A 21,091-nucleotide genomic window follows, 5' to 3' on the forward strand; every position below is an offset into this window, starting at 1 on the left:
CTCACGACAGCCAGTGCGCCGCCTCGGTCGCCCAGTAGGTGAGCACGATGTCCGCACCCGCCCGGCGGATACCGATCAGCGATTCGAGGATGGCGCCGCGACGGTCGATCCAGCCGCGTTCGGCGGCGGCGGTGATCATCGCGTACTCGCCGGAGATCTGATAGGCCGCGACCGGCACCGTGGAGCGGTCGGCGACCTCGCGCAGGATGTCCAGGTAGGACATGGCCGGCTTCACCATCACCAGGTCGGCGCCTTCGGCCAGGTCCAGTTCCACCTCGCGCAGCGATTCGCGGCGGTTGGCCGGATCCTGCTGGTAGGTGCGCCGGTCGCCCTGGAGCGAGGAGCCGACGGCCTCCCGGAAGGGCCCGTAGAAGGCCGAGGCGTATTTCGCGGCGTAGGCGAGGATCCCGGTATCGAGGTGGCCGGTGGCGTCGAGACCGCCGCGGATCGCGCCGACCTGGCCGTCCATCATGCCGCTGGTGCCGAGCAGATCGGCGCCGGCCTCGGCTTGGGCGATGGCCATCTCGACGTAGCGGTCGAGGGTGGCGTCGTTGTCCACCGAGCCGTCGTCGGCCAGCACACCGCAGTGGCCGTGATCGGTGAACTCGTCCAGGCAGGTGTCGGCCATGATCACCGTGGCGGAGCCGACCTCCTCGGCAAGGGCGCGCAGTCCGCGGTTCAGAATGCCGTCCGGATCGGTGGCCCCGCTGCCGGTGGCGTCCTTGTCCTCCGGACGCGGCACCCCGAACAGCATCAGCCCGCCGACACCGGCCGATACCGCCTCGACCGCGGCCTTGCGCAGCGAATCCATCGAATGCTGCTGCACACCCGGCATGGATCCGATCTCGCGCGGTGCGTCGATGCCGTCGGCCACGAACATCGGCAGCACCAGATGCCGCGGCTCGAGCGAGGTCTCCGCCACCAGCCGCCGGATCGCAGGGGTACGCCGCAGCCGGCGCGGACGTTCCGTTCCCGTCATAGCCCGCACGATACGCCTGCGGTGTGGTTCGCGTTCAGCCGCGTCGACGCCCTCCGATCGCCGCGATCGCGCCCGTATCCGCCGGTCGAGCGGCCGAAAGTCGTTGCGCACAACGAAGTTTGTCGGTGGTCGCGGGTAGAATCGAAGACATGTTCGAAGGGGTCCGCGTGCCCCGGATCACCACGGGAGGGATGTCAGATGGCCTCGAAGACCGCTCGCATCGACCACGTCCACGCCGCACCCGCACGGCGCCCGCTACCGGCCGGGCGGCCGCGCTCCTGGTACATCCTGCACAACCGGCGGCGCAAGGCGATGCGGCTGGCCATCGCGCTGCTCGATTCGGGCGTCTACGCGCCGGGCTATGCCACCGACCGCAAGATCCGCGCCGCCGCCGAGGTCGCCGGGGTGCGCCCGCCCTCCGACGCCACCTGTGAGCTGGTGCGCACGCTGCTACGTCAGCACCGCTGAGCGGCGGTGAGCCTGCGCCGCCGCGGTCGCGCAGGCTCGCCCCGTGGGCGATCGGCGTCGAATGACGCTCACCGGCCGGAGTTTTCGGCGTACAACACCTGTCGGCCCGCTCGTGTGCTGACTACCATCGGTCTCCGCCCACGAGCGCGGGGACCACCACCGCTCGCCCACAGACGAATTCGGATCAACGATGACATCCGCAGATGCCGTGCACGCCATGCTGCTCGGATTCGCCGGCCGTATCCCGGACCGGTACCTGACCGATCTTCGCTACGGCCTGAGTCTCGGCGATCAGCGCGAGATCGCCTTCGCCGTCGAGGCGATCGCGCGGCGCCGCAAGATCGCGCTACGCCCGGCCGAGCTCACGGTGCTGGCCGATATCCTCGGCACCCGTTTCACCCGCTGGGGCAGGCGCGATGTCGTGGCGCCGGGGCTCAATGACCGGGTTCCGTTCGAATTCACCCCGCTGCTACCGGAATCGGCCGAGCTGTCGGTGTCACCGATGCCGCGCGCGCTCGACCTGACCGGCGTCACCGGGAGCGTCGTTCATACACCGGACGCCACCGATGCCGCTGCGGTCGAGGCGGCTCGGGCGCACGCGTCGGTGGTTGGTGTCTGGCGGTCCTGGCGGCGGCCCGCGCAATCCGACCAGGACGACTGGACGCAGGCGCCGCGCCGGGTCTATCTGGTCGAGGTCGGCGGCGCCGCCCCGCCGTGGGTCGTCGCCGCCGACGTGGCCTCGGCGCTGCATACCGCGGGTGAGGCCGATGGTCAGGTCGAGGTGTACACCACCGGTGACGACCTGCCGCGTTACCAGCGCACCGCCCGATTGCGCTCGTGCCTGCTGTGGGCCGCCTCCGGCACCGCGCCGCGCGTGCCCGAGCCGTTCACCGAACATCCGGTCCGCTTCGCGGCCAATCATCCGCGGATGGACGACAGCCGGGCCGCGCTGCGTTATCTGCGTAGCGCCCCGATGGTGTGCCGGGCCTCCGGGGTGCCCGATACGGTCGAACCGGAATCGGCTGTGCCGGTGCCGATGACGATCCGCACCGACGGTCGTTGGGTGTGGCCGGAAGCTGCTGCGCACTACCTCGACGAGTACGGGCTGGCGCCGGACCCCGCGCTCGTCGAACATCTGCGAACTGCTGGTCCGCCACCGCTGTTCGTCGACGGTGTTGCGGAATTCCGCGCCGGGATCGTCGGGCGCAACCTGCCGGGGCCGCGCAGCATCGTCAACGCGGTTTCGCCGGTGCCGCAACGTCATCGGTATCTGCCCGTGGCGGCGCCCGTCGCGCGGGTGGCGTGGTCGCGGCTGCCGCGCCGGCTCGATCTGACCGATCGCTCCGGCTTCGGCGATCTGGTCGATCTGCTGATCGATCGCGCCGACGAGACGGTGCTGGCGGCGGTGCGCGAGATCGGTGTGGGCGTGGGCCTGTGGCGGGCCTGGCGGTATCCCGCGCACCAGCCGCCGCAGCGCGGGCATCGGCACTATCTGGTGGAAGTGAGTTCGATGAACGCCTTCCATCGCGCCGCGGGGCCGCGCTGGATCGAACGAACCACCGCCGCTGCCCGTCGATTCGACGGACTGCCGGTCACCATCGACGTGCACGCAACCGGCGCACCTCGCTCCACCGCCCAGAACCGGGTATTCGACAATGGCGCACTGCTGTGGGCCCGGACCCGTTCGGAATCGCGCACGATCACCCGGATGCGCGCCTTCGTCACCCCGGCCGACCTGCAAGACGGCGTGCTGCGGTTCCGCGCCGAGATCGCCGCGCAGGAGCGCCGCGCACCGGCCGCCGATTACTGGGCCGAGTTGCGCCGCAATCGCGACGTCATCGGTGATATCGCACCGGAACCCGAACCCGCCGACCTTCACGCGCCGGACACCACGCCCCGCCGCGCCCCGGGCGAAACTGCCAGAAGAACCGGCAAATTCGTCCTGCGCAGCCTTTTCGCCCTCCCCCTGGCCATCATCGGCTGGGTGCTGCTCGCCGACCATCCAGACGCCGCGGCTTGGTACTTCTACGGCATGTGCGGCTGGTTCCTCGCCACCCTGATCCTCGGCCTGCTCCTGCTCGAAATCGGCTCCCACCAACAGCGCCGCCCCATCGAAGCCGCCGCCCGCCTCCGCCGCCGAGCCACCACCGAACGCGCTCAACGCCTGGAGAAATGGCAACGCGCCGCCACCGGCTCGATGATCGAACTCCCCGACTCCCTGGCGGACTTGTACGCCGAACTACGGCGAACCAGCCACCCGCTCCTGTCCGAGCACCATCGCGACGCCGCCGAGAAGACCGAATCGGCCATCGCGAGTGGCAGCGCCGGCGTCATTGGCGGGAACGGACGCGACGACCGTACGCGCCGAAACCGTGGCGGCGCCGAGACTTCCGGTAGGCGAAGCGGCAGCCACACAAGCGGGTCGGGCCATAGCTGGTTCGACGGCAATTCGCGTCACGGAGGCTTACGCGGCCGCGCAACTGTCGACGACGACAACCCACGCGACGGATCCCGCCGCGATGACGCAGTCGGCGGTCGATCACGCTCCGGTGCTGCGGCACACAGCGTTTCGCGCACCCGGACTTCCCGCGGGGATAGTTCGTCCACGGGCGGTGGCTGGTTCAGCTCGGCCGCAGGTGCTGCGGCCGGGGACAGCTGGGGCGCCGACGACTCGACCGGGGGCAGCTGGAGCAGCGAGAGTTCCGGCGGAGGGTGGAGCGGCGGAGACTCCGGCGGCGGGGGCGGTGGCGGCTGTGGTGGTGGCAGTGGATGACCCGAACGCACCAGCAGCGCGATCATCGATCGCGCTGCTGGGTCGAACTGTGTTGTGCCGTGCGGCGGCCGGGCTAGCGGCTGCGGCGGCTCTTCTTGCGCGGCGGGGGCAGCAGGCCCTCGGCGCGCAGCCGGGCGGCATGCTCGGCCAGGGCCTCCACCAGCGGGCCGACCTGGGCGGTTTCCGGCTGCACGTCCACGCGCAGGCCGAACTCGATGGCGGTCTCGGCGGTCTTGGGGCCGATGCACGCGACGATGGTGCGGGCGTGCGGCTTACCGGCGATACCGACCAGGTTGCGGACGGTGGAGGACGAGGTGAACAGGACCGCGTCGAAACCACCGGTCTTGATCATCTCGCGGGTCTCGGCCGGCGGCGGCGAGGCACGCACCGTGCGGTAGGCGGTGACGTCGTCGATTTCCCAGCCGCGGTCGCGCAGCCCCTCGGCCAGCGTCTCGGTGGCGATATCGGCGCGCGGCAGCAGCACCCGGTTCACCGGATCGAACACGTCGTCGTAGGGCGGGAAGTCGGCGAGCAGGCCCTCGGAGGACTGTTCACCGCTGGGCAGCAGTTCCGGGTTGATGCCGAACGAGCGCACCTTGTCCGCGGTGGCCTCGCCGACGCAGGCGATCTTCACCCCGGAGAACGCCCGCGCGTCCAGTCCGAACTCGGAGAACTTCTCCCACACCGCGCGCACCGCGTTGGTGGAGGTGAACACCACCCACTGGTAGCGGCCGTCGACCAGGCCCTTGACCGCGCGCTCCATCTGCGCGGGGCTGCGCGGCGGCTCGACCGCGATGGTCGGCACTTCCATCGGGATGGCGCCGTGGGTGACCAGGCGCTCGCTCATCTCGGCGGCCTGATCCTTGGTGCGCGGCACCAGCACGGTCCAGCCGTACAGTGCCCGCGATTCCCACCACGACATCTTCGACCGCTGCGCGACCACCTTGCCGATGGTCACCACCAGTGGGCCCACCAGTTCGGAGGCGGCGCTGTTGAGCGTGGCCAGGGTGGCTTCGATGGTGCGCTGCTGCCGGGTGGTGCCGCGCACGGTCACCGCGACCGGCGTCTGCGGGGCCATACCGTGCTCGACCAGCGCGCTGGCGGTCTCGGCCAGGTGTCCGGAGGTGGCGTGCAGCACCAGCGGCCCGGGCGCGGCGGCCAGTGCCGCCCAGTCCACCTCGCCGCGCACATCGGCCTCGGTGTGGCCCGATCCCAGTGCGATACCGGCGTAGCTCGGCACCGCCGACCCACCGGGCAGACCCGGCAGCACCTCGAACACCATGTGCGAGCGAGTCACGGTGGTGACCTCGGCGATCACCGCGTCGGTGGTCAGCGGATCGCCGGCGACCACGCGCACCACATCGTGTCCGGCGCGGGCCTCGGCGATCAGCGTCTTGGCGACCTCGGCCGGCTCACCGAGAGCGGGCCGCACGTCGACGGCGGGCTCGCCGTCGGGTCCCGGCTCGACGGCCGTGCCGATCAGGGCGAGCACACCCTTGTCGACATCGGGGTCGGTGAAGGCGAGCGTTGCCCGGCCGAGCACCTCGCGGGCCCGCACGGTGAGCAGCGCCGGATCTCCTGGACCCGACCCGACGAACAGGATCCGACCGGGATGCTTCTTAGCGGCTCGACTCATCGGTTGTTCTCCATTGGACTGGGATCGGTGACGTCTGTGGGGGCGGCCGCTACCGGGGCGGGTTCGGCGGCGAGCAATTCGCGCGCGCCGAGCTCCAGCAGCTCGCGGGCCAGCGCCCGCCCCAATTCGGCGGCATCAGCGGGCGCACCCACCACCGACGCGCGCAGCACGTCGGAGCCGTCGATGGCCGCCGCGCATCCGCGCAGCGAGAGTTCCTCGACGATGCGACCGTCGTCGTCGAGGGATTCGACCACCTCGGCGATGGCGCCGACCGGTGCGGTACAGCCGGCCTCCAGTTCGGCCAGCAACGCTCGTTCGGCGATCACGGCGGCGCGGGTGGCGGCATCGTCGAGCTGGGTGAGCAGCTCGATCAGGTCGGTGTCGTCGCTGCGGCATTCCACGGCGAGGGCGCCCTGCGCGGGCGCGGGCAGCATCTGCACCGGTTCGAGCGCTTCGGTGACGGCGTCGAGGCGGCCGATGCGCGAGAGTCCGGCGCGGGCCACCACGATCGCGTCGAGTTCGCCCTCGCTGACCTTGCGTAGCCGCGAGTCCAGGTTGCCGCGCAGCGGCACGATCTCCAGGCCGAGGCCGAGCGCGCGCAGCTGGGCGCCGCGGCGCGGGGCGGAGGTGCCGACCACCGAGCCGACGGGCAGTTCACCGAGTACCAGGCCGTCGCGGGCGACGAGGGCATCGCGCGGGTCCTCGCGCTGCGGGATGGCGGCGATAGTGAAGCGCTCGTCCGGCGCGGTGGGCAGGTCTTTGTAGGAGTGCACGGCGATGTCGACGGTGCCTGCGGCGAGTTCGTCGCGCAGCGCCGAGGTGAAGACGCCGACGCCGATCTTCTCCACCGGGTCCGAGGACAGATCGCCGGGTGTCTTGACCACGATCAGTTCCGCGGGCCGTCCGGCGGCGATCAGCGCGTCGCGCACGGTCCCGGCCTGGGTCAGCGCGAGCAGGCTGCCCCTGGTGCCGATCCGCAACGGGGTGCGCACATCCGACGCCGACCGCGTGGTGGCCGTCATCGATGCATTCATGCCGTCTGCTCCTCTTCGTCGCCGAGATGACCGGCGGTGAAATCGTCGGCCAGGGTGACCTCGCCGTCCTCGGCCGCGAGGACCAATCCCTTGCCCTCACCCGGTGCCGGGACCGCGTGGATTTCCATCGGGGCGGCAACCGCCTGCGCCGCACCGGGTTTGAGTTCGAACAATTCGCGTAGCGCCTCGGCGTAGCTGTCGCCACCCGGGGTGGAGGCCAGCTGCTTGACCCGCACCGTCGGCGCGTGCAGCAGCTTGTCCACCACTCGGCGCACGGTGCGCGCGACCTCGTCGCGTTCCGGGTCGGCCAGGCCGGGCAGCCGCGAATCCAGCCGCATCAGTTCGGCTTCCACCACTTCGGCGGCCCGCTGACGCAGCGCCGCGACGGTCGGGGTGACCTCGGCCATCCGCTGGCCGGCCAGGTACTTGGCCAGCTCGTCGGCCACGATCGTGCGGGCGGCCACGGTGTCGTCGGCGGCCGCGCCCGCGGCGGGATCGCGCTGCAAGGTCTCGATATCGATGACGGTCACGCCCGGCAGCCCGGCCACCGCGTGCTCCACATCGCGGGGCAGGCCCAGGTCGCAGAACACCAGCGGACGTTCGCCCGCCCGGTCGCGCGCGGCCAGCGCGGTGTGCGTATCGGCCAGGTTCACCACGGCCCCAACCGCACCGGTACAGGTGATCACCACATCGGCGGCCGCCATGGCCTCGGGCAGCCGCGACAGTTCCATCGCCTCGGCCTCGACGCCGTGCGTGCCCGCGGTGGCGGCGAGCCGCTGGGCCCGCTCCATGGTCCGGTTGACGACGACGATGCGCCCGATCCCCGCCCGCGACAGATGCGCGACGGCCAGCCCGCCCATCGCACCGGCGCCGACGACCACCGCGGTCCGCCCGGCGAGCGGTCCGAGCACGGTGGCGGCCCGGTCGAGCGCGACCGACACCACCGAGGCACCGGCCCGGTCGATCCCGGTCTCCGAATGCACCCGCTTGCCGACCCGCAGCGCGTGCTGGGCCAGTTCGTGCAGGGTGCGCCCGACGGCCTGCTGGGCGTCGGCGGTGGCGTAGGCGCTGCGGATCTGGCTGAGCACCTGCTGCTCGCCGATCACCATCGAGTCCAGTCCGCTGGAGACCGCGAACAGATGCTCGGCCGCGGCCTCGCTGTAGCGGACGTAGGCGTGCTTGGTCAGGTCGGGCAGCGGTAGCCCGGAGTGCTTGGTCAGCAGGTCGCCGACCTCGGCGAGGCCGCCGTGGAAGGCGTCGACCACCGCGTAGACCTCGACTCGGTTGCAGGTGGAGACGATCATCGCCTCGGAGACATGGCTCGAGGTGAGCAGGCGGTCGATCAGCTTGGGCCGGTCGGAGTCGGTGATCGCGACCTTCTCCAGCACCGAGACCGGCGCACTGCGATGGGAGATGCCGACGAGAAGAACACTCATGGTGTGACCACCGATCCCTTGCTGGTTGGCTCCGTTGCCGAATGCGAGGTTGCCGGATGCTGCGGGGTTGCCGGATGCTGCGGGGTTGCCGGATGCTGCGTGGCCGGCGCCGGGTGGGCGCGGCCGGGATGAGCGGGCTGCGGATGCGTGTTCGAGGCCCGGCGGGCGACCCGGCCCGATCCGAGCGGGTGGGCCACCGGAATGGAGTCGCCGCGTTCGCCGACCGCGGCCGGTTGATCGGCCTCGGCGTTGCGGACCCGCTCGAACGACAGCATCTGCATCTCGACGGCGAGATCGACCCGGCGCACCTCGACCGTGGGCGGAACGACCAGCTCACAGGGGGCGAAGCTCAGAATCGATTGCAGACCCGCCGCCACCAGGCCGTCACAGACCTGCTGGGCGGCGTCGTCGGGAACCGCGATGACGGCGATGGTGGGTTCCAGGGTGGCGATCGCGCCGGCCAGATCGGCGGCGTCGCGGACCCGATGCCCGGCGACCGTGCGCCCGATCACCGCGGGATCGTTGTCGAACAACCCGACCACGGTGAAGCCGCGCCGCCGGAACCCGCCGTAGCCGACCAGCGCGCGACCGAGATTTCCCGCGCCGACCAGCACGACGCGGTGCCCCTCGGACAAGCCGAGCACATCTTCGATCCTGGTCCGCAGCTTGGCGACGTCGTAGCCGACGCCGCGAACTCCGTTGGGGCCGAGGAACGACAGGTCCTTGCGCAGCTTCGCGGAATTGACACCCGCCGCGACAGCGAGTTCCTCACTCGATACGATGAGCACACCGTCGTCGGCCAACATGGCGAGGACTCGGAGGTAGGTGGCCAGCCGTGCCACCGTCGCCTGCGGAATGTCCTTATGGGTACGATTGGCGGCCTCGTGGTTCCGCGAGCTGCCGCCTTCGGGCCCGTCGCTCGACCGCAGAGCTTTGGAGGCGCCACCCGGCGCCTCATGGTGCTCTGTCACGTCCTCGGCTCCTCGCCCGTCCTGAATTCAGGTCCGGTTCGTCTGTGACCTCCGTCCCGGGCTGCTCCGGTGACGGGATCGAATGTCGGGTTGATTCACCGCGCGCCGGCACACTCGAGAACGCTGCTCGAGAACGCTCTCGAGAATCCTCGGCCCGCGGGTCGCGTGCCACCACCGTAACCGCTTGTGAAGCCCTGCACAAAGTCGGTGAAATTGGCCTCATTTTCCCCCGCGACCAGCGCGGCGCCGCTCGGCGCGCCGATCATCGGCTCAGGTCGGCCCGCAATCGGGGTTCGTCGACGTCGAAATAGCTGTGCTCACGACCGTTGAGCAGCACCACAGGCAGCCGGTCGCCGTATTCGGCGCGCAGGCCGGGGTCGGTGGCGGCGGCCTCGTCGACGTCGACGGTGCCGACCTCGATTCCGTAATCGGCGCAGATGGTGCGCAGCTGTTCGAGTGCGATTGCGCACATTCCGCAACCCGCCCTGGTCAGCAGCGTTACCGACGGCTGCGCATCCGGCCCGGCGCTTTCTGTGGGATTGGTCATGAACGTTATTAAATCCCCTCGCCACGCCAGTGCGACTGGGCACGGTCCAGGGGTCAGCGGGCCGGAATCCGGTTACTGTTGGACGTGGCTTGCGCCTGGCAGGTCACGGCCGGGCGGCGGTGGAATGTGCCACCACGCGGGCCCGGTCAGGCGCGAAGCGAACAGCGCGACGGGCGGAGGTACTGGTGCCGGAACGATCGAGGGTGGCGAGGACCGGATTCATCGCGGGGCGGTTCGGCGAGTTTCCGGCGCGGTGGAATCTCGGCCCGCTCGGCCAGGGCCTGACCGATCAGCTCGCCCGTATTTCGCGCAGCCCGTTCGGCCCCAGCGAAGAGGAGCTACGGGCCAATCTGGCCGGTGAGGCCAGTGCCGACGCGGCGCTGGCGCTGCACGACGCAGAGCTGGCCTCGGCGGGCGAGGAACAGGCCGCGGGCCCCGAGGTTCCGCGCGATCTGACGGCGGCGGCGTTTTTCGACGTCGACAACACCATGGTGCAGGGCGCCTCCATCGTGCATTTCGCGCGCGGGCTGGCCGCGCGCAAATACTTCAAGACCTCGGATCTGGTCGATATCGCCTGGAAACAGGTGAAGTTCCGGGTGACCGGAAAAGAGAACAGCACCGATATGGCCTCGGGTAAGGAAAAGGCGCTCGAATTCATCGCGGGCCGTTCCACCGCCGAACTGGCCGCGCTCGGTGAGGAGATCTACGACGAGATCATCGCCGACAAGATCTGGCCGGGCACCCGGGCGCTGGCGCAGATGCATCTGGACGCAGGCCAGCAGGTGTGGCTGGTCACCGCGACGCCGGTGGAGCTGGCGCAGGTGATCGCCAAGCGGCTCGGGCTCACCGGAGCGCTCGGCACGGTGGCCGAGAGCGTGGACGGCAAGTTCACCGGCCGCCTGGTCGGCGACATCCTGCACGGGCTGGGCAAAGCGCATGCGGTGCGCACCCTGGCCATTCGCGAGGGCCTCAATCTGAAGCGCTGCACCGCCTATTCCGACAGCCACAACGATGTGCCGATGTTGTCGCTGGTCGGTACGGCGGTGGCGATCAACCCGGATTCGGATCTGCGCGAGGTCGCCAAGAACCGCGGCTGGGAGATCCGCGATTTCCGCACCGGACGCAAGGCCGCCAAGATCGGCGTCCCGACGGCGTTGGCGCTGGGCGCCGCCGGCGGTGCGGTGGCGGCGGCAATCACACGGCGGCGCGAACTGCACTGATCCCGACGGGACCAGCGCATCGGCGACCTACCCCGTGAACGGGTTGCGGCGCTTGGTGAGCAGCTTGTAGAGGGTCTGCTGGATGGTCTCGCGGACCTGGTCGGTGACCTCGAACATCGTCATCGGATCGTCGGCCGCTTCGGGCTCGTATTCGGTGGTGGCGATCGGCTTGCCGAATTCGATGTACCACTTCGACGGCAACGGCATCGCGCCCAGCGGACCCAGGTGCGGGAACAGCGGCGTCACCGGGAAGTAGGGCAGCCCGAGCAGGCGCGCCAGCGGCTTGATATCGCCGAGCTTCGGGTAGATCTCCTCGGACCCGACGATCGAGCACGGAATGATCGGGACCCCGGTGCGCACGGCGGCGGCCACGAATCCGCCGCGACCGAACCGCTGCAACTTGTACCGGTCGGCGTATTTCTTGCCAACGCCTTTGAAGCCCTCGGGGAACACGCCCGTCAGCTCACCCGAGCGCAAGAGGCGCTCGGCATCGGGGCGGCAGGCCAGGGTGTGGCCGGCCTTGCGGGCCAGCACGCCGAGCACCGGCGTCTCGAAGACCAGATCGGCCGCCAGCAGGCGTAGCGCGCGCTGCTTGGGGTGATGGTCGTGGATGGCGAGCTGGAGCATGAGCCCGTCCAGCGGTACGGTGCCCGCGTGGTTGGACACGATCAGCGCGCCGCCCACCTCCGGAATGTTCTCCATGCCGCTGACCTGCACCCGGAACCAGAAGTCCGACAGCGGGCGCAGCGCGGGCAGGATCACCGATTCGAGCAGGTGCTCATCGAAGCCGAATTCGTCCACCTGGTAGTCGCCGGTCAGCCTGCGACGGGCGAATTCGGCGGTTTTGCTGATCTGCTTGCCGAGCGCACCGCGCATCAGCTCCGCCAGCGATTGCGGTGCGGCGGGTGCGGCGGCGGCCAGCCGCTCGGTCAGCGACGTCACGGTCGGCACCGGTGTGCTCCACTCCCGTGGCGCGGGCCGGGGCCGTGGTTCCACGGCGAGGTCGTGCAGCTGAATGACTTTCGCTACGTCGTTCATGTATGTGCTCCCGTACCGGCCCCTACCAGGCCGAGCAGTTTGTTTTCCGCGGCATCGATCCACTCGGGATCGATGACGGGTCGCAGCGCTGCGCCCCCGATGAAGTCGTCGAACGCCTGTACCGTCGTCCAGCGCGGCTCGAATCCGAGCTCGGTCCGCATCCGAGTGGTGTCCAGGCCACATCCGAAATGGAAGTAGTCGAGCTGCTCGGCGCTGAAATCGCGCATCACCGGGCCCATCAAACTCCGGCCGATGGTGCGGAACAGCGCCCACGGGACCGGCATAGCGACCCGGCCCGCGCGACGAACTGCCTGCGACAGGGCCAGCGCCCCATCGCCCGCGATGTTGAACGTTCCTCCCGGTGCACCCAGCGCCGCATGCACCAGCGCGGCGACCGCGTCTTCTTCGTGCAACAACTGCATCCGTGCGTCGCGGCCGAGCACCGTCGGTGTCAGCGGCGAGCGCAGGATCTGGACGCCACGTCCCGCCAGTCTAGGCCCGACGATGGGAGCGAAGCGCAGAATCGGCGCGGCGATATCCGGACGACGCCGCGCCAGCCCGCGGACGAAGCCTTCGATTTCGATCATGTCGCGCGCGAACGCGCCGCTGGGCGGGGTGCGGGCGCCCATTTCCTCGGTGAACTTCGCCGGATCCTTGGCACTGCCGCCGTACACCGCCGACGACGAACGCAGCACCACCCGGCGTACCGCGGGCGCCTTCTGGCACACCGCGAACAACTGCATGGCGCCCAGGACGTTGAGATCCTTCATCGCGGCCCGGCTGCCACCGGCCGGCGGATGCGACAGCACCGCGGCGTGCACCACGGTGTCGACGTCGTTGCCCGCGATCACCTTGCGGATCAACGGGTTACGGATATCGGCGCGGATGAACTCGGCCCGGCCCATCCGGCGGCGCAGCTCGGGGCTCGGGGTGAGCGAATCGACGGCGATGACGCGCTCGATCCGCTCGTCCTGCGCCAGCCGGGAAACCACGTCACCGCCGAAGAACCTGGCCGCGCCGGTCACCATCACCACGCCGGGCAATCGTGCGCCCCTACTAGCCTCAACGTCCATACGCACCGGGCCGTCCCACCTTCGAGCCCCCTCGGATTTATTCCCGTTCCAGACTAACTGCTGCCGTACCCACCGCCGGGAAATTTAACCGGCTTCTAACGATGACTTCAGTCACCGGAAACACGCCAGATTTCAAATCTGAATATTTCAAAACGAAGGGCCCGCCACCTGATCGGTGACGGGCCCTTCTGCTGTCATCAGCGCTTACTTGCCGAGTTTGCGCCGCTGCACGCGGGTACGACGAAGCAGCTTGCGGTGCTTCTTCTTCGACATGCGCTTACGGCGCTTCTTGATCACAGAACCCATAGGGTGTTCCTCGCGTTCTCTCTACTCGGCGCGCACGCACTCACGTACGCCAACTGTCCGGTCGCTCGGCAAGCCTCACTCCCAATGTTCGCGCCACCTGGGCCAACGAACATGCGGTAGCCGCGGTGCGTGAACACGAACCGAGGGTCCATCGTACCGGCCCGGACACAGGCGCCGGTAATCGACTCATCCCGCGTCGAAGTAGGACGTCTCGAGGTATTCGTGCACCGCTTTGGCATGCACCCGGAACGACCGGCCGACGCGTACCGCGGGTAGTTCACCCGAGTGCACCAGCCGATACACCGTCATTTTCGACACCCGCATCAGATTCGCGACCTCGGCGACAGTGAGGAACTGCGTCCCTCCGCCGAGCACGGGTTGTCCCTGTGGCGAACCGCCACCACTTGGAGACATCTTGTTCGAAGACATCATCGCACCACTGACCTCCGGCACGTCCGCGCCGCTGGCTTCCCCACCGGCGGAACAGACACGCACGTGCTCCTTGAAGCTTAGCGGGACCAGTGGGATTGCTGCGACGGGTGTGAGAAATCGGCCGATATTGCGCTTCTACCGGCGGCTACTCCGCGGCCACACCCTGTTCGATCGACCGTTGCTTGGCCGCGTGCAGCGCTTCGAGGAACGCCGAACGCACGCCGCCGCGCTCGAGCTCGCGCAAAGCGGCCGCGGTGGTGCCCGCGGGCGAGGTGACCGCCGCGCGCAGATCGGCCGCGTGCTGACCGGATTCCTCCAGCAGGGCCGCCGAACCCACCAGGGTCTGCACCACCAGCTGGGTGGCCACATCGCGGGTCAGTCCGAGCCCGACGCCCGCGTCGACCATGGCCTCGACGACGAGGAAGAAATACGCGGGGCCGGAACCGGAGACCGCGGTGACGGCGTCCATCTGGGTTTCCGGGACGACCGCGACCTTGCCGACAGCGCCGAGCACCTCGGAGACCAGCTCCAGCTGATCGGCCTTGGCGTAGCGACCGGGGGCGAGCACGCTCATGCCCTGCCCGACCAGCATCGGCGTATTCGGCATCACCCGCACCACCGGGAAACCGGCGGGCAACTTGTTCTCCAGCCGCGCCGTCGGCACGCCGGCGGCCAGCGAGACCAGCACCTGATCGCGGTCGCCGCCGAGTTCGGCCTTGCCGAGATCGGTCAGCACCGCGTCGACGTCACCGGGTTTCACCGCGATCACCAGCAGGTCCGCGCCGACGGCGGCGTCGGTCACCGAATCGGTCACCCGGATACCGAACCGGTCCGCGAGCACCTCACCGCGGTCCGGGTGGGTCTCCACGACCACCAGATCCTTGACGGCCCGTCCGGATTCGAGCAAACCCGCGATCAACGCCTCGCCGATGCGCCCGCCACCGATCACAGCAATTCTGGTCATGGGCCATAAGGCTAGACGGCCGACAGTCCGGACTGCCAACAGTCGCAGCTCGGCGCCGTGCGGGCTTGGAAGAACCTAGCGACGCGGGACGGGCATCAACGCCAGCTGACGGCTCTGCGCGACGACGGCACCGGTGGAGTCGATGACGAGCTGGTCCTCGTCGAACATCCGCCCGCCCACCTCATGGGTGGTGGCGATGATGCGCAACCAGCCGGGGGCCGGCCTGCGCCGCAGGTAGGTGGTCATCTGCACGGTCGGCGCCCAGCCGAAGCTGCCGAGGTTCGCCGGCACCGGCGGACTCATATCGGCGGCCATCATGGCGAAGTACATCGACACGTCCGGATCGTTCTGGTCGCCCTCGCGCGGGCGCATCCACAGCCGCAGCCGGGGCTCTCCGGTCTCGCCGGCGAGGAAGCGCGCCCACTCGGAGTCGATGCACAGATCGGCGCCCTGAGCGACGTGCACGATCTGCCCCATCGGCGATTCCGGGTCGTAGGCGAGCGCGGTGGCGCCGGGTTCGGCGGGCATATCGGTGTGCGCGGGCGCGTAGGCGGGCGGGGTATCGGCGTCGTCGAGGTGGCCGAAGGTGAAGGCGGTGCGCACCATGGCCTTACCGGCCTGGCTCAGCGTGGCGTCGAGCAAGCAGATCTGGCGGCCGACCTTGCGCACGCGCACCTCGTACTCGACCTCGCCGGGTTCCGGGGCGCCGAGGAAGTCCGAGCTGGCGGCGATCGGGGCCATGCCGGTGCGTTCGGGGTCGATGGTGCGCAGCCAGGTGGTGGCGGCGGCCGCGGAGGCGGCGACCATGGTGCCGCCGTGCACCTTGGGGCCGATGGTCCAGATCGGATCGATGGTGCCCGCGTAGCGGCCGGTGCCGGCGTCGGTGGTGGTGAGCTCGGTGAGCGCACACACCTGGCCGAAGGGGGCGGCGGTGGCCTGATCGGGGTCGGCGGTCAGCTCCGTCGTCATCGTCACTCCTGTCGTTCGGCCTGCTCCGTCGTTCGTACAGCGTACAAGTCGAGGTATACGGTCCCGTATTCCCGGTACCGGAAGGATCAGGCGGATTCGCTGCGCGGCGAGGGCGGCATCGGCGCCGGGGCGAGCCCGTTGAGATGCTGACGCGCAAAGGCGAGGGTGCGCGCGAGCATGGCGGCGCGGTCGGCGGTGGTGCGGGCGTTCTGGGTGTTGATCTCGGCGACGGCGTGCCCGGAGAACCCGGACTCCACCAGCGCGTTGCACACCTGCACGCACGGCTGGGTGCCGTCGCCGGGAACCAGATGCTCGTCGTGGGCGGCGCCGCGGCCGTCGGCCAGATGCAGATGCGCCAGGCCCGGACCCATGCGCGCGGCCAGTGCCAGCGGATCGGCGCCCGCGGTGGCGGTGTGCGACAGGTCGAGGGTGTAGTGCGCGAAGCCGGTATCGGTCGGGTCGTAGGAGGGGCTGAACGCCGTCAGCGCCAGTCCGGGGCCGCCGCGTCGCTCCAGGCGCTTGGCCGCACCGCCGCGGCGGCCGAACAGGGTGTCGGCGCGCATGGGAAACATGTTCTCCACGGCGACCACCACGGAACTGTCGGCCTCGAGTTCGGCGACCTGGGCCGGGAAGTTCTCGGCGTAGCGCCGCTGCCAGCGGAACGGCGGATGCACCACGACGGTGTCGGCCCCGAGCGCTTCGGCGGTGCGCACACTGCGCTCGAGTTTGGCGACGGGATCGGAACCCCACACCCGCTGCGAGATGAGCAGGCACGGCGCGTGCACGGCCAGCACCGGCACCGAATACTTGCGGGCATAGGACTGCACGATGGCAATGCTCTGGCTGGCCGGCTCGGCCCACACCATCAATTCGACACCGTCATAACCCAATTCGGCGGCATAACGGAACGCCGACTCGGTGTTCTGCGGATACACCGACGCCGTGGACAGACCGACGCGAATGCGGCCCCGGCCGGGCGCGGCAGCCGACTCCCCTGCCGCGCTCGCGTGGCCCGGCACCACCCTGGTCTCGTCCGCCTGCCCGATGTTCCCCACAGCCGCTCCCTACTCAGTTCGTACTGAGAAGAAAGGCTAGCGGTCCCAGCGTCACAAAGATGCCGACCACGACAGCGATCACAGTGCTGAGGATGTCATCGGTGCGGCGCAGGATCCGCACCAGCGCGACCAGACCGAGGATGACGACCATGGCCAGCGCCAGCGCCACCCAGGGCAGCATCTCCCACATCCGCTCGAAACCCTTGAACAGCAACATTCCCGCGACCGCGGCGCCCGCGCTCTGGCCGCCGAGGATCATCCACTGCCGCTTGTTGGCCTCGTACTCGGCCTTGCGGGCGCTACGCGAACCGCGCGCGGCCGGTGCCGCGGCGGCGGTCTTGCTTGCGGTGGATTTCTTGCTCAGGGCGGCCGCTTTGGCGCCGGCCAGCGACGTCACCTTGCCGAGCGCACCGGCCTTGCGGCGCAGCGACGACGAGGTGCGGCTGAGGGCGGCAGTGCGGCGGCCCCAGGACGATTCGGCTTCCTCGTCGTCGAACTCGTCGTCGTCGAGTTCATCGTCGTCGAGTAGCTCGTCGTCGTAGAAGTCCTCGGCGTCGTCGTCGGGATCCGTCTCCGGGGCGACGGGCGAGTAGACGTCGGTGCGCTGGTCGTCGGGCTCGACGACGTCGGCGGGTTTCGGGCGGGCGCCGAATCGCCCGCGGCCCTTGCGGTCGGCCTCGGCCCGTGCGGCGCCGTCGCGGAGCAGGTCGCCGGCCACGGTCTGGCCCGACAGCAGCTGCTGGTCCTGATTGGCCAGCGACCATGCGGCGGTCGGGATGCCGCCGGTCTCGGGTCCGCTGGAACCGGGACGATGCCGTCGCGCCGACCAGGCAGGTAGGCCGTTCTCGCCCTGCGCCTCCCGCCGACGCGGTAGTTCGGGGCGGGTATCGCGGGGTGGGGCTTCGGGTTCGGCCACACCGGCGCCGAAGCCGGCCGGCGACCACGCGGCCGTCGGCGGGCCCTCGTCCGGGCGTTGCGGACCGGGCGAGTATCCGTCGACCGGGGGTGGCGTCCAGGTGGGGATCGCCGGTTTCGGTTCGGGTTGGCTCGGCGGGGGCGCGAATCCCTTGACCGTCGGGGCCCATGCGGCCGTGGCCGGGCCGGGATCAGCCAGGCCGGGAGGCGCTGGCGGGCCGATCTGCTCGGTGGGCTGCCAGCCCGTCTGCACGGTGGGGCCGTAGCCGTTCGCGGGCGGGGTCCAGGCCGCGGTGGGGCCGGCGTCGGCGCGGGCGGATCTGGCCTGGGCGACCTTGGCTTTCGCGGCGGCCTCGGCTTCCGCGGCCGCCCGGGCCTGTGCCTCGGCGGCGGCCTGAGCTTCCGCGGCAGCCTGCGCTTCGGCCGCCTCGGCGGCGCGGCGACGAGCGGCCCGGCCACTGACCGAGCTGTCGCGACCGGTGGGCGCCTCGGGGGCGGGCTGCCAGCCGCGGCGCATCGGATCGGTGTCGTGGCCGGTCGTGGCCTGCGGGTCGATGTCGTATTCGTCGTCGGGGTCCGCGCGCCTGCGACGACGTCCGGTGCGCCCGGATCCGAGCGCCTCGGCGACGATCGGCGAGGGCGCCTCGGCCGCGGGCCCCGCATCCGATTCCGCCGCGCTGTGCCGGGAGCGATGACGTTCGCGCGGCTCGGTATCGGCGTCACCGGCGAGTGGGTCGAAGCGGGTGATCGGGCCCGACATCGGTGAGTAGACCGGCTCTGGATCCGGAGTCTGCGGGGTAACCGGGGCGAGGAATTGCGTGGCGCCGGAAGCGGATCCGTACCCGTTCGCGCCGTAGGAACCGTTGCTGCCATTCGAACCGTAGGAACCGGCGCCGTTGGACGAGTCACTCGAACCGTAGGAACCGTTCGCGCCCGCGCCGTAACCACCGCCATTGACCCCGGGCGAACCGCCGGCACCGTACCCACCCTCGACGCCGTGCGTCCCACCATCCGCGGCGGGTGCCTGCTCCTCATCGTCGTCGGGTGCCGAATGTGCGGATCGTCCGCTGTCGATCACCGGCAGGTCGCCGGTCAGTTCGGCGACCGAGAGCCCGCGTCCGGCTCGGCGGCGCCGGCCACCACCGGACGAGGCCGCGCCCTGCTGGCCGTTGCGGGCCAGTAGTTCGGCGACCGACAGCTGTTTGGAATCCTCACTCATGAAGGCACCGTTTCGATCGGGCCCGCCGACGCGGCGCCGCCGGGCGAGGCCGCGCTGAGGTCAGCGGCCGTACCCGGTGTGCCTGTGACAAGCGGTCCACCGTTCATATCGGTATCCAGTTTGCGCAGGATCAGTCCCTCCCGCAGCGCCCATGGACAAATTTCGATGCTATCCAGCGATAGAGCCCGCATACTCGCCTCCGCGACCAATGCACCGGCCACCAGTTGCTGCGACCGGTCCGAACTCACGCCCTCCAACTCCGCCCGGTCCGAGGCGGTCATCCGGGAGATGAAGCCGATCAGTTGACGAAGACCTGAGCTGGTGAGTGTACGTCGAACCCGCGGGCCCGCGCCCGAGGGCGCCGCTCCGGTGAGCCGCGCCAGCGAACGGAAGGTCTTGGAGGTGCCGACGGCCAGATCCGGTGCGCCCGCATCGATCACCTGTTTGGCCGGGGCCACCAGCTCCGCGTCCAGCCAGTCGCGCAGCACCGCGACCCGACGTTTGCCCGGCGGGTCCTCGTGTAACCATTCCCTGGTCAGCCGGCCCGCGCCGAGTTGCAGCGACAGCGCCACATCGGGGTCTTCGTCGGCGCCGTTGGTGATCTCCAGCGAGCCGCCGCCGATATCGAGATTGAGAATGCGGCCCGCGCTCCAGCCGTACCAGCGGCGCACCGCGAGGAAGGTCAGCCGGGCCTCGTCCTCACCGGAGAGCACCCGCAGATCGACGCCGGCCTCGGTGCGGACCCGGGCGAGGACTTCCTCGGAATTGGTGGCATCGCGCACCGCGGAGGTGGCGAACGGCATCAGCTCCACACACCGCGAGGTCTCTGCGATACTGGCGAATTCCTTGACCGTGGCGATCAGCCGTTCGGCGCCGGCGGGGGTGAGTTTCCCCTCGTCATCCATGTTTTCCGAGAGCCGCAACGTCGCTTTGGTCGAGCTCATCGGCATCGGATGGCCACCCCGATGCGCGTCCACCACCAACAGGTGAACGGTATTGCTTCCCACATCGAGTACCCCGAGACGCACATGAACACGGTACTCGCGACCGAGCGAACAGACCGTATGCGGTCATCCGGCGGTGGATGCGCGCTTCAGCTCAGGCGACCGAACTGTTAGCGTCGACAGCTGTGACGGCAGGCGCAGCGGCATCCGGCCAGACCCGGCCGCGACCAGCGGGAAAGATGGACCCGACTCCCGAAGTCGACCTCGATTTCCCGCGCGAGTGGATCGAATTCGTCGATCCGGCAAACGACGAGCATCTCATCGTCGCCGACCTCACTTGGCTGCTGTCACGATGGACGTGCGTGTTCGGCACGCCGGCCTGCCAAGGCATCCTCGACGACCGGCCCGATGACGGCTGCTGCTCGCACGGCGCCTTCCTCGCCGACACCGACGACCGCAAGCGGCTGCAAAAGGCTGTGAAAATGCTCACACCCGAGGATTGGCAGCTGATGGACCGGGCCCGCAATGCCGAGGGCAAGGTCAGCAAGAAGGGCTATCTGGAACTCGACGAGCTCGAGGACGAGCCCGCTCTGCGCACCCGCCGCTACGACGGCGCCTGCATCTTTCTCAACCGTCCCGGTTTCGCGGGCGGGGTCGGCTGCGCGCTGCACACGATGGCGTTGCGGCGCGGGATCGAACCGCTCGAGGTGAAGCCGGATGTGTGCTGGCAGTTGCCGATCCGGCGCACCCAGGACTGGGTGGATCGTCCCGACGGCGTGCAGATCCTGCGCACCGTGATCACCGAGTACGACCGCCGCGGCTGGGGTCCCGGCGGTGAGGACCTGCACTGGTACTGCTCCGGTTCACCGGACGCCCACGTCGGCGCCCGCCCGGTCTGGCAGTCGTACGGTCCCGAGCTCACCGAGTTGCTCGGCAAGCCCGCCTACGACGAGCTGGCCCGGCACTGCAAGCGCCGCGAAGGGCTCGGGCTGATCGCCGTGCATCCGGCGACGGTGCACGCCGACCGGATGCGGGATCACGCCGCGACCGAACAATCCGCGTAATCCCTGCCCGCATCGACCCGCGCGTTCCCCGCCGCCACGTTTTTGCGC

18 protein-coding genes and 1 pseudogene are annotated in these 21,091 nt (G+C 69.9%); 4 read left to right on the forward strand and 15 right to left on the reverse strand.

Going from position 1 to position 21,091, the window contains the following annotated elements:
- Position 1: 1 nt before the first annotated feature.
- Positions 2-979 (reverse strand): porphobilinogen synthase, encoded by a 978-nt coding sequence (hemB, locus tag NOCYR_RS24865; protein WP_048833691.1) that lies wholly within the window; start codon positions 977-979, stop codon positions 2-4.
- 198 nt (positions 980-1,177) lie between these two features.
- On the opposite strand from hemB, the gene NOCYR_RS24870 reads away from it, so the two are divergent.
- Both NOCYR_RS24870 and NOCYR_RS24875 read left to right on the forward strand, forming a co-directional pair.
- Entirely contained in the window at positions 1,178-1,447 is a 270-nt protein-coding gene (locus NOCYR_RS24870) for a hypothetical protein (protein WP_014353168.1), read from the forward strand.
- A gap of 190 nt (positions 1,448-1,637) precedes the next feature.
- Complete coding sequence (locus NOCYR_RS24875; protein WP_148280752.1) at positions 1,638-4,220, forward strand: hypothetical protein; 2,583 nt, start codon at positions 1,638-1,640, stop codon at positions 4,218-4,220.
- Positions 4,221-4,293: 73 nt separating this feature from the next.
- On the opposite strand, the gene NOCYR_RS24880 is transcribed toward NOCYR_RS24875, so the two are convergent.
- The 5 genes from NOCYR_RS24880 to NOCYR_RS24900 form a co-directional block, all read right to left on the reverse strand.
- Complete coding sequence (locus tag NOCYR_RS24880) at positions 4,294-5,856, reverse strand: uroporphyrinogen-III synthase (protein ID WP_014353170.1); 1,563 nt, start codon at positions 5,854-5,856, stop codon at positions 4,294-4,296.
- Positions 5,853-6,890: a hydroxymethylbilane synthase gene (gene hemC, locus NOCYR_RS24885; RefSeq protein ID WP_014353171.1), complete on the reverse strand. Its 1,038-nt coding sequence runs from the start codon at positions 6,888-6,890 to the stop codon at positions 5,853-5,855. Before hemC ends, NOCYR_RS24880 begins: the two co-directional genes overlap by 4 nt.
- Complete coding sequence (locus NOCYR_RS24890) at positions 6,887-8,326, reverse strand: glutamyl-tRNA reductase (RefSeq protein ID WP_014353172.1); 1,440 nt, start codon at positions 8,324-8,326, stop codon at positions 6,887-6,889. The genes hemC and NOCYR_RS24890 overlap by 4 nt, the downstream gene beginning before the upstream one ends.
- Positions 8,323-9,297 carry a redox-sensing transcriptional repressor Rex gene (locus NOCYR_RS24895; RefSeq protein WP_014353173.1) on the reverse strand — a complete coding sequence of 325 codons (975 nt, stop codon included), beginning with the start codon at positions 9,295-9,297 and terminating at the stop codon, positions 8,323-8,325. Before NOCYR_RS24895 ends, NOCYR_RS24890 begins: the two co-directional genes overlap by 4 nt.
- A gap of 262 nt (positions 9,298-9,559) precedes the next feature.
- Positions 9,560-9,844, reverse strand: a complete 285-nt coding sequence (locus tag NOCYR_RS24900; RefSeq protein WP_048833692.1) for a glutaredoxin family protein — start codon at positions 9,842-9,844, stop codon at positions 9,560-9,562.
- A 281-nt stretch (positions 9,845-10,125) separates the two neighbouring features.
- Between NOCYR_RS24900 and NOCYR_RS24905 the strand changes: the two genes are divergently transcribed.
- A complete protein-coding gene (locus tag NOCYR_RS24905; protein WP_048834439.1) occupies positions 10,126-11,064 on the forward strand; it encodes an HAD family hydrolase in 939 nt (312 codons plus the stop codon).
- 27 nt (positions 11,065-11,091) lie between these two features.
- On the opposite strand, the gene NOCYR_RS24910 is transcribed toward NOCYR_RS24905, so the two are convergent.
- The 9 genes and pseudogenes from NOCYR_RS24910 to NOCYR_RS24945 all read right to left on the reverse strand — a co-directional run bounded on the left by NOCYR_RS24910 (position 11,092) and on the right by NOCYR_RS24945 (position 20,063).
- The gene (locus NOCYR_RS24910) at positions 11,092-12,102 is read right to left on the reverse strand and encodes a lysophospholipid acyltransferase family protein (protein WP_014353176.1); all 1,011 of its coding nucleotides are present in this window, start codon (positions 12,100-12,102) and stop codon (positions 11,092-11,094) included.
- The gene (locus NOCYR_RS24915; RefSeq protein ID WP_419538301.1) at positions 12,099-13,130 is read right to left on the reverse strand and encodes an NAD-dependent epimerase/dehydratase family protein; all 1,032 of its coding nucleotides are present in this window, start codon (positions 13,128-13,130) and stop codon (positions 12,099-12,101) included. The genes NOCYR_RS24910 and NOCYR_RS24915 overlap by 4 nt, the downstream gene beginning before the upstream one ends.
- Positions 13,131-13,379: 249 nt before the next feature.
- Complete coding sequence (locus tag NOCYR_RS28705; RefSeq protein ID WP_003402602.1) at positions 13,380-13,481, reverse strand: 30S ribosomal protein bS22; 102 nt, start codon at positions 13,479-13,481, stop codon at positions 13,380-13,382.
- A gap of 186 nt (positions 13,482-13,667) precedes the next feature.
- Positions 13,668-13,913 carry a helix-turn-helix domain-containing protein gene (locus tag NOCYR_RS24920; protein ID WP_036540611.1) on the reverse strand — a complete coding sequence of 82 codons (246 nt, stop codon included), beginning with the start codon at positions 13,911-13,913 and terminating at the stop codon, positions 13,668-13,670.
- A 145-nt stretch (positions 13,914-14,058) separates the two neighbouring features.
- Positions 14,059-14,877, reverse strand: coding sequence for a pyrroline-5-carboxylate reductase (proC, locus tag NOCYR_RS24925; protein ID WP_048833693.1), 819 nt, complete (start codon positions 14,875-14,877; stop codon positions 14,059-14,061).
- Positions 14,878-14,952: 75 nt separating this feature from the next.
- Positions 14,953-15,846 (reverse strand): thioesterase family protein, encoded by an 894-nt coding sequence (locus NOCYR_RS24930; protein WP_014353180.1) that lies wholly within the window; start codon positions 15,844-15,846, stop codon positions 14,953-14,955.
- Positions 15,847-15,932: 86 nt separating this feature from the next.
- Positions 15,933-16,808 (reverse strand): sugar phosphate isomerase/epimerase family protein, encoded by an 876-nt coding sequence (locus tag NOCYR_RS24935; RefSeq protein WP_048834441.1) that lies wholly within the window; start codon positions 16,806-16,808, stop codon positions 15,933-15,935.
- A gap of 106 nt (positions 16,809-16,914) precedes the next feature.
- Positions 16,915-17,163: pseudogene (locus NOCYR_RS31055) on the reverse strand (hypothetical protein); the annotation flags it as partial.
- A 1,868-nt stretch (positions 17,164-19,031) separates the two neighbouring features.
- Complete coding sequence (locus NOCYR_RS24945; protein WP_048833694.1) at positions 19,032-20,063, reverse strand: Ppx/GppA phosphatase family protein; 1,032 nt, start codon at positions 20,061-20,063, stop codon at positions 19,032-19,034.
- Between the two features lie 155 nt (positions 20,064-20,218).
- On the opposite strand from NOCYR_RS24945, the gene NOCYR_RS24950 reads away from it, so the two are divergent.
- Positions 20,219-21,043, forward strand: a complete 825-nt coding sequence (locus NOCYR_RS24950) for a hypothetical protein (protein WP_014353184.1) — start codon at positions 20,219-20,221, stop codon at positions 21,041-21,043.
- The last annotated feature ends 48 nt before the right edge of the window (positions 21,044-21,091 follow it).

This window comes from Nocardia cyriacigeorgica GUH-2 (assembly GCF_000284035.1).
Taxonomy (GTDB): domain Bacteria; phylum Actinomycetota; class Actinomycetes; order Mycobacteriales; family Mycobacteriaceae; genus Nocardia; species Nocardia cyriacigeorgica_B.